This is a genomic window from Waterburya sp., from assembly GCF_058530065.1.
On sequence record NZ_JBZNBU010000325.1, the window covers coordinates 1 to 9,556 of the forward strand.

The following is a 9,556-nucleotide window of genomic DNA, read 5'->3' on the forward strand; positions in this document are numbered from 1 at the left end:
ATCCCACAGATATTCCTGGTGCTATGAGCGCGGTGGAACCACTTCGACCCCATCCCGAACTCGATGGTGAAACGCTGTTGCGGCGAAGATACTTGGAGGGTAGCCTCCTGGGAAAATAGCTCAGTGCCAGGTTCTTTTTTTATTTTTTAGTTTCTAAAGCCATCTACATCGGATGGTTTATTGCTTTTATGTGAATTATTCTGCTACTCTTTTAGCAAGTTTAAATCAAAGATAAGGATACATACCAGATCTTAAATACATTATGGAGTGGCAAGAGATATCGCGCAATTGGGTTTACCTGCCTCACAATAGAATTGTTGGGATTATACATTTTTTGGGGGGAGCTTTTGTTGCGACTGCACCTCAAATATCTTATCGCTGCTTATTAGAGCAGATTGCTCAAGAAGGTTACATTATTATTGCAACTCCTTTTATTAACACTTTCGATCATTTTTTGATCGCCCGCGAAGTTTTAAATAGTTTTGAAACAGTTATAGAAAGGTTAAAAAAAGCTAACAGAATTACTAAAGGATATTTACCTGTATATGGTCTCGGACATAGTATGGGCTGTAAATTGCATCTTTTAATTAGTAGTTTGTATCAAGTAGAGCGTTCGGGTAATATTTTAATATCTTTTAATAATTATCCTGCAGCACAAGCAGTACCTCTTTTAGAGCAATTTAATATTAGACCTATTTTTGAGGTAGAATTCGATCCTTCTCCTCTTGAAACTCAGAAGATAATAGTTGAAAATTACAGCGTTCGTCGCAACCTTTTAATTAAATTTGACAAAGATAATCTAGATCAAACACTTATTCTAAATCATTGGTTAAAAGATATATTTCCTAAGACAAGTATTACTAAAACCTTAATAGGAAATCATTTAACTCCTTTAAATCAAAAAATATCATGGCAAACGGGAAAACTATACACTCCCATGGATGCCATAGGACAATGGTTAAATCAAAGTATGTCTAGAAATTTAGAGCGGCTTAAACAAGAAATGGTAATTTGGTTAAATCCGATGTCAGCTTTTTAAAGTTAATGTTAAGAGTTAAATATACTTAATTTAAAAGGTTTAAAAGAAATAAAAACTCTAGCTCTAACTAAAGATTTTTGGTTAACCATACTCTAAAAATCAACTTTACCAAAACTTTAAATCGAAATACTATTTCTGTATTTACAATTAAACCAATGTTAAGTTAATCTTTGCATATTAGTGAAAATACTTAGATTATTAAAAAGTAGTCTTATTTTGTTTAAGTCTCATACGCTTAAAGCGGGGGAACAATATGAAAGTAGCCTTTCTTGCTGGTGGTTTAGGCACAAGAATATCGGAAGAAACAGAAAATAAACCCAAGCCCATGGTAGAGATTGGGGGACAACCAATCCTATGGCATATTATGATGCACTATCATCAATATGGCTTCAAGGATTTTACGATTGCCTTGGGTTATAAAGGTGCTGTAATTAAAAAATATATGGTTGACTATTGCGCCTTAAATAGCAATTTGACTGTGGGTTTGCGTAATGGAGAGGTAAAAACCCATGGTGGATACCAGTTGGATTGGAACGTAGACTTAATTGATACGGGATTGATGACTAATACTGGCGGTCGTATCAAGCGTCTTGCTCCATATATTGGTAGAGAAACTTTTATGCTGACTTGGGGCGATGGAGTTTCTGATGTTAACTTACAAGATTTACTAGCTTTTCATCGCTCCCATGGCAAACTAGCGACTCTAACTGCTGTTCGTCCTCCTGCCCGTTTTGGTCATTTGGATCTTGATGGCGATAAAATCTCTGAATTTTCGGAAAAGCCTCAAACAAAAGAAGGTTGGATTAATGGAGCTTTCTTTGTTTTAGAACCAGAAATTTTTGATTATATAGATGGGGATGAAACTCAATGGGAAAAAGAGCCTTTAGAGCGATTGGCTAAAGATGGTCAATTAATGGCATACAAACATGATGGCTTCTGGCAATGTATGGATACATTGAGAGATAAACGTAGATTAGAAGCTTTATGGGCTAGTGGTAATGCACCTTGGAAAACTTGGGAGGAACAAAAATATGAAAATACTGGTGACTGGTCACAAGGGGTACATCGGAACTTTAATGATACCAATGCTTCTCGACAAAGGGTATGAGGTAGTTGGTTTAGACACAGATTTATACTCTAGAAGTACTTTTGGCAAAGGTATTGTTGAGATTCCCGAACTTAAAAAAGATATCAGAGATGTAGAATTGCAAGATTTGGAGGGATATAATGCAGTCCTACATTTGGCTGGTCTTTCTAACGATCCTCTAGGCAATCTCAACCCCAAGCTGACTCAAGAAATTAACCATGATGCTTCGGTTAAACTGGCAGAATTAGCTAAGCAGGTTGGAGTAGAACGCTTTATTTTCTCATCTTCTTGCAGTAACTATGGTGCTGGAGGGGAGGACTGGCTAGATGAAAACTCTGCATTCAATCCTGTTACGCCTTATGGCGTTTCTAAAGTGAAAGTAGAGCAAGAGGTAAGTCAATTAGCTGATGATCATTTTAGCCCTACCTTTTTACGTAATGCTACAGCTTATGGTGTTTCTCCTCGATTGAGATTTGATTTAGTTCTGAATAATTTAGTTGCCTGGGCATTTACCAAAGGTTTGGTATACATAAAAAGTGATGGTACTCCCTGGCGACCGATAGTTCATATTGAAGATATTTCCCGAGCCTTTATTGCTGTTTTAGAAGCTCCTAAAGAATTAATACATAACGAAGCTTTTAACGTCGGTCGTAATGAAGATAATTATCAAATTAGGGAATTGGCAGAAATCGTCAAGGATACAGTGCCTAACTGTCGTATTGAATATGCACCAGATGCTGGGCCAGATAAACGTTGTTATCGAGTTAACTGTGGCAAAATAGCTAAAACTCTGCCTAACTTTAAACCACAATGGGATGCTCGTAAAGGTGCAGCAGAATTATATGAGGTATATCAAAAAGTAGGTTTAACTCTTGAGGAGTTTGAAGGAACTAAATATCAAAGAATAGCTCACATCAAATATTTAATCGGCAACGATCTGTTAGACAATGAATTGCGCTGGAAAAAGGAAACATTAAGCGTCGTGCAATAGGGCTTGAGTAAAGAGAATATTGTTTTTTTTATAGTTGACAAAGCTCAATATTATTGGCTCTCTAAAAATAAAACATCTTGGGGTAATCTTTTGAGATTGCCCCCTGTTAATCTAACCAAAAATTCAATTATCTAGTAAGAGCTCTCAATATGAATAATCATAAATCAAGTTGTCTTTCTTGCGGAGGATCTTCTTTAGAGTCAATTATCTCTTTTGGATATACTGCTTTAGCTGACAATCTGCTAACAAGAGAACAGCTAGATTTACCTGAATACACCGCTCCATTAGACTTAGTTTTTTGTCCTGAATGCGGTTTGGTACAAATCACAGAAATAGTTCCTCCTGAAATTTTATTTTGCCAAGATTACCCTTATTATTCTTCTGTATCTCCATCTTTGCTCAAACATTTTGGCGATAGTGCTAAAAATCTAATTCAAACTAGAAAGCTTGATAGTAGTAGTCTGGTTATTGAAGCAGCGAGTAATGATGGTTATATGCTGAAAAACTTTGTTGATCGCCATATTCCCGTTCTAGGGATCGATCCTGCATCGGGTCCAGTAGAAGTAGCGATCGCCAATGGAGTGGATTCTATCTGTACATTTTTTGGGAGGGAATTAGCAACTAAGCTGAAAGATGAAGGGAAGCAAGCGGATGTGTTTTTGGCTAACAATGTTTTAGCTCACGTTCCCGACTTAAACGGTTTTGTAGAAGGTATATCTATCTTATTAAAAGATACTGGGGTTGCAGTTATCGAAGCACCCTATGTAGTCGATTTAGTAGAACATTGTGAATTCGATACAATTTATCATCAACATCTCTGTTATTTTTCTGTTACCGCCTTAGACAAACTTTTCCGAAGACATTCTCTCTACCTGAATAAAATCGACCATACTAAAATACATGGTGGTTCTTTGCGCTTGTATATCGAACCCCAAGAAGCAGTAGAAGAATCAGTTAAATCTTTGCTACGAGCGGAAAAAGAATCTCAAGTAGATAGTTTGAGCTATTACCGCGATTTTGCCCATCGCGTTAAAACATTTAAACAGTCTTTGTTAGATATTCTTTGGGAACTCAAACAACAAGGCAAAACCATTGCTGGCTATGGTGCTGCCGCTAAAGCAACGACTATGTTGGGCTATTTAGGCATAGACAAAAATTTATTGGATTATGTGGTGGATCTCAATAAGTTTAAACACGGTCTTTATATGGGAATTAATCATTTGCCGATTTTCCCTCCGACAAAATTGTTAGAAGATCGACCAGACTATGTTTTGATCTTGGCTTGGAACTTCGCTGAAGAAATTATGCAACAACAAGCAGAATATCGAAAATCGGGAGGAAAATTTATTATTCCGATTCCCGAACCTAGAATTGTATAGTCAGAAAAATTATTTTTAAATATTAGAGGAGTGATTAATTATGTTACAAAATTTAATTCCTAATACTAGCTCATCATTTAATTCCCATAAAATAGAGCATTCTTGTCCTAACTGCGGTCATCACGAGCTTTCTGTCTTTTATGAAGTAAAAAATGTTCCCGTTCATAGCTGCTTAATGATGTCCGATCGCACTCAAGCCCAAGAATTTCCTTGTGGAGATGTGATTTTAGGTTTTTGCGATCGCTGTGGTTTTATTACCAATACAGAATTCGATCCTAAATGGTCGGCTTACGCACCCAACTATGAAGATCAGCAAAGCTTTTCTCCTACCTTCAATAAGTTTTCTCTCAAACTGGCTAACTATTTAGTTGTTAAATACGATCTACATAATAAAGATATTATCGAAATTGGCTGTAGTAAAGGAGACTTTTTATTACTACTTTGCGAGTTGGGAAATAACCGTGGAGTAGGGATTGACCCTAGTGTCGTTCCTGGTAGAGTCCAGAGTGAAGCAGCAGATCGCGTTACTTTTATTCAAGATTATTATTCCGAAAAGCACGCCGAATATGTTGGGGACTTTATTTGCTGTCGTCATACCCTAGAACATATTCAACCCACTGCTGAATTTATTAAAACCGTCCGTAAATCCATAGGAGATCGCAATACAGTCGTAGTTTTTGAAATTCCCGACAATACTAGAGTATTGAAAGAACAGGCTTTTGAAGATATTTACTACGAACATTGTTCTTACTTTAGTCCAGGAACATTAGCTCGTTTGTTCCGCGATAGTGGTTTTGAAGTTACCGATCTATATTGTGACTATGGCGATCAATATCTTTTAATTGAAGCTAAACCCATACCTTCTTCTTCGGATAAAGTTCATCCTTTTGAAGAGACTGTGGCAGATGTAGCCCAAGATGTGGAACTGTTTAAATCTAAAATTGATGCCAAGTTAGAGTACTGGAAAAATTATCTTGAAGAGGCGGAAGCCAAACAAGAAAAAGTAGTAGTTTGGGGTTCGGGATCTAAATGCGTAGCTTTCTTAACCACTCTCAACACTATCGATAAGATTGAATATGCAGTTGATATTAATCCCCACCGTCACGGTAAATATATTCCTGGGGTAGGTAAAGAAATTATGTCACCTGAATTTCTCAAAACCTATCAACCCGATAAAGTGATTATTATGAATGCTATCTACACGGAAGAAATTAGTGCCATGCTCAAAGATATGGGCGTACAAGCTGAAGTGGTAGCACTGTAATTCAGGAGCGAAATAGACTGCTAAGGATTACTAAGTAGTTGTGCAAAATTAATTGGATAGTTGAGATTGGGTTTAGGGGTTAGGGGTTAGGGGTTAGGAAAATATGGAATATACAGATAATTCTGCTTAAGTACTTATTAAGCAATATTGCTATGGCAAGTCTTTAAAAATACTGCGATATTTTATTCCTCCTCTATTTTATTATTTTAAAGTTTAAAATTGTTAGTGCGATCGCTTTATCGAAAGTAGTCCCTTAGATTAAAAATTCGAGTATATTGAATTTACGGATATTGCGAAGCTAAACAATGAAACGATTTTATCGACGAATAATAATTACAGGGGCAATTATTATTGGCTTGTGGCTGATGTTTGAAGGGGCAGCAAGATTGTTTGCCGAAGTTTTGTGGTTTCGAGAAGTCGATTATCTGGCAACCTTTGCAATTCGTAGCATCAGTCAATTTTGTTTGTGGTTGTTGGCTGCCAGTATTTCAGGTTTATTTGCAGGCATAAATCTTTGGTTGGCAAACCGTTGGGGATGGCAGTGGTTGCCCAAGGATGATTGGTACGATGTGGGAGTTCCTTATTTGCCCCAAGAACAGAAATTAATTGCTAATAGCACCAATAAAATCCTTTCAGGTAAAGAATTAAAACCTCGTATTTATCCCAGTCAAAAAACATATTCTCCCCGTTTAAAATTACCTTTATTGTTGTTAGCTGCGATCGCTTTATCTGTAAGTTTAATTGTAATTTTATTCCATTATACGGGAATGGCTTTGGCTATCTGGCAGACTAGCTATCAGTTGCCAAAAATCACTTTGAGTTTGCAACCTGCTCTAGATGGGATTAATTTTAACGCATTTTTATGGCGTAACCTAGAACGAATTATCATAGTGGCAGTTCTGGTGAACTTTTTGTTATTGAAAACCAGAACTGCTATTAATGCTACGGTAATTACGATTAGTTCGGTTTTCGGTTTTATCTTAGCGGGTAACTGGTTTAAAGTATTGCAATTTTTTAATCCTACGGGATTTAACTATCTCGATCCGCAATTTAATCAAGATATTGGTTTTTATATTTTTCGCTTGCCTCTCTGGCAGTTAATTGAAACTTGGTCTTTGGGTTTATTTGGTACTACTTTAATTGCTTGTAGTTTGTCTTATTTACTCTCAGGAAATAGTCTTTCGGAAGGGCGTTTTCCTGGTTTCGACAAAAAACAAATGCGCCATCTTTCTTTTTTAGGAAGTACGGTGACAATTGCCTTGGCAATTCAACATTGGCTCAATCGCTTTGAGTTACTTTATAGTTCTCGGGGGGTAGTTTATGGGGCTGGATATACCAATATTAAAGTTCAATTACCCATAGAAGTATGTCTGACAGTAGTTTCGATTTTTGGCGCGCTGTGGTTATTTTATAAAGGGTTTGTTGGTTATAAAGCACCTCCAGGACAAAAACTAAAATTTCAGAAAATTCTTTTTTTGATCTTGCCTTTTACAAGCTATTTTTTGATTTTTTGTTTGAGTAATTTATTTAGTGCTGCCGTCCAAATTTTAGTAGTCCAACCCAATGAATTAGTTAAAGAAAAGCCTTATATAGAACGCAGTATTACTATGACTCGTAAGGCTTTTAATTTAGATAATATTGAAGCACAAACTTTTAATCCCCAAGGAGAACTAACCGCTCAAGATATACAAAATAACGATTCTACGATTAAAAATATTCGTCTTTGGGATACTCGCCCAATTTTACAAACCAATCGTCAATTACAACAAATCCGCCCCTATTATCAATTTCACGATGCAGATATAGATCGCTATCTTTTGAGCAAAGACGGCACTGTAGTTAATGGAGATAAACAACAGGTAATCATTGCTGCCAGAGAACTAGACTACGCCCAAGTAATCGATATTGCCAAAACTTGGGTTAACGAACATTTAATTTACACTCACGGCTATGGCTTTACCCTATCTCCTGTAAATCAGGTGACTCAAGGTGGGTTGCCATACTATTACGTTAAAGATATTGGCGTGGGAAGCAGAGAATCTGGAGGACTAACGGTATCCGATGAGATAATTCGCAATAGCATTCCCATTGGCAAACCCCGCATTTATTACGGCGAATTAACCAATCCCTATATTATGACTTCCACCAAAGTCAGGGAGTTAGACTTTCCTAGCGGTGAGGAAAACGTTTATACCGTCTACGATGGTACGGGGGGAATTAAAGTCGGTAATTATCTGCGTAGGGTTTTGTTTGCTGAATATCTCAAAGATTGGCAAATGCTATTCGCCCAAAATTTTACCACCGATACTAAACTGCTATTTAGAAGAAATATCAGAAAACGGATTAAAGCGATCGCGCCTTTTCTCAATTATGACCGCGATCCCTATTTGGTAGCTGCAAAAAGTCCAACCAACGGCGAAAATAATTTATATTGGATTATTGATGCCTACACTACAAGCGATCGCTATCCCTATTCCGATCCTGGAGAAAATAACTTTAACTATCTCCGCAATTCCGTCAAAGTAGTAGTAGATGCCTACAATGGCAAAGTAGATTTTTATGTCGCCGATGAAGATCCCATAGTGCAAACTTGGGAGAAAATCTTTCCCCAGCTATTTAAACCGATGACAGCTATGCCTTTAGACTTACGCCGTCATATCCGTTACCCAGAAGATTTATTTAGCATTCAGTCGGAGAGATTGCTTACCTACCACATGACAGATCCTCAGGTATTTTATAATCGAGAAGATCAATGGCAAATCCCCCAAGAAATCTACGGTACAGAATCTCAAGCAGTATCTCCCTACTATTTAATTATGAAACTGCCCACTGCTGAGGCAGAAGAGTTTATCCTGCTACATCCCTATACCCCCACCAGTCGCCCTAATCTGATTGCTTGGCTGGCAGCTAGATCCGACGGTGCAGAATATGGCAAACTCCTACTTTATAAGTTTCCCAAACAAAAACTAATTTATGGACCCAATCAAATCGAAGCCTTAATCAATCAAGATCCAGTTATTTCTCAACAAATATCCCTCTGGAATCGAGAAGGATCGCGAGCAATTCAAGGCAATCTTTTAATCATCCCCATCGAACAATCTTTACTCTATGTCGAGCCTTTATACATCGAAGCCGAAGAAAACAGTTTGCCCGCTTTAGCTAGAGTGATCGTCATTTATGAAAATCGCATTGTGATGGCAGAAACTTTACAAGAAGGGATTGATGCTGTTTTTCAGCCCTCAGCCCAAGATTCTAAGGCAATTATTCGTCCTGTTGAAGATTTAGATCCACTTTAGTTCAAATAATATATTTGATTGAGCCTCTAGCTTATATAGTCGTTCTAATTAATTTTTGTAACTTCTAGGTTATTGGTTCGAGGGGATAGGGATTAGGGGATGGGGGTTAGGGAAGACTTATCCAATATTCAATTCAGACAATTCTTATTTAAAACAACTATAAGTACCTAAGCAAAATTAGTTACACATTTGGGAGACGGGGAGACTAGAAGACTAGGAGATATTATCCCGCGAAGACGGGACTAGGAGACGGGGGGATTAGGTGCTACTACCTACTACCTGCTACCTATCCTTCACTAGTCAATTACTGCGCTTTTCACATGGGTAGACCACATAATTAAACTTTAAAAACTAAGAACTAAGAACTAAAAACTAAAAACTACGAACTAGTAAATTTTCCCAGAGAGCTATTCAACTGAAAACGGCTGTAATTTGGCACGACTACTTATTTGCCTTTTATTGATTGAAAAGCTGCCAGGCTTTAAAAAATCTCCCTTGCA

At 37.2% G+C, this 9,556-nt stretch carries 6 protein-coding genes and 1 rRNA gene; all 7 read left to right on the top strand.

Annotated elements, in window-relative coordinates; all coding sequences use genetic code 11:
• Positions 1-14 precede the first annotated feature (14 nt).
• The 7 genes from rrf (at position 15) to AC33VI_RS19380 (ending at position 9,056) form a co-directional block, all read left to right on the top strand.
• Positions 15-132 (top strand): 5S ribosomal RNA (gene rrf, locus AC33VI_RS19350).
• Between the two features lie 130 nt (positions 133-262).
• Positions 263-1,039: a DUF1350 family protein gene (locus tag AC33VI_RS19355; RefSeq protein ID WP_491783896.1), complete on the top strand. Its 777-nt coding sequence runs from the start codon at positions 263-265 to the stop codon at positions 1,037-1,039.
• A gap of 253 nt (positions 1,040-1,292) precedes the next feature.
• Positions 1,293-2,147 (top strand): glucose-1-phosphate cytidylyltransferase, encoded by an 855-nt coding sequence (gene rfbF, locus AC33VI_RS19360; RefSeq protein WP_491783897.1) that lies wholly within the window; start codon positions 1,293-1,295, stop codon positions 2,145-2,147.
• Complete coding sequence (locus AC33VI_RS19365; protein WP_491783898.1) at positions 2,125-3,117, top strand: NAD-dependent epimerase/dehydratase family protein; 993 nt, start codon at positions 2,125-2,127, stop codon at positions 3,115-3,117. Before rfbF ends, AC33VI_RS19365 begins: the two co-directional genes overlap by 23 nt.
• A 149-nt stretch (positions 3,118-3,266) precedes the next feature.
• Positions 3,267-4,496 carry a methyltransferase domain-containing protein gene (locus tag AC33VI_RS19370; RefSeq protein WP_491783899.1) on the top strand — a complete coding sequence of 410 codons (1,230 nt, stop codon included), beginning with the start codon at positions 3,267-3,269 and terminating at the stop codon, positions 4,494-4,496.
• A 40-nt stretch (positions 4,497-4,536) separates the two neighbouring features.
• Complete coding sequence (locus tag AC33VI_RS19375; RefSeq protein ID WP_491783900.1) at positions 4,537-5,760, top strand: class I SAM-dependent methyltransferase; 1,224 nt, start codon at positions 4,537-4,539, stop codon at positions 5,758-5,760.
• Between the two features lie 305 nt (positions 5,761-6,065).
• Entirely contained in the window at positions 6,066-9,056 is a 2,991-nt protein-coding gene (locus AC33VI_RS19380) for a UPF0182 family protein (RefSeq protein ID WP_491783901.1), read from the top strand.
• Positions 9,057-9,556: the final 500 nt, after the last annotated feature.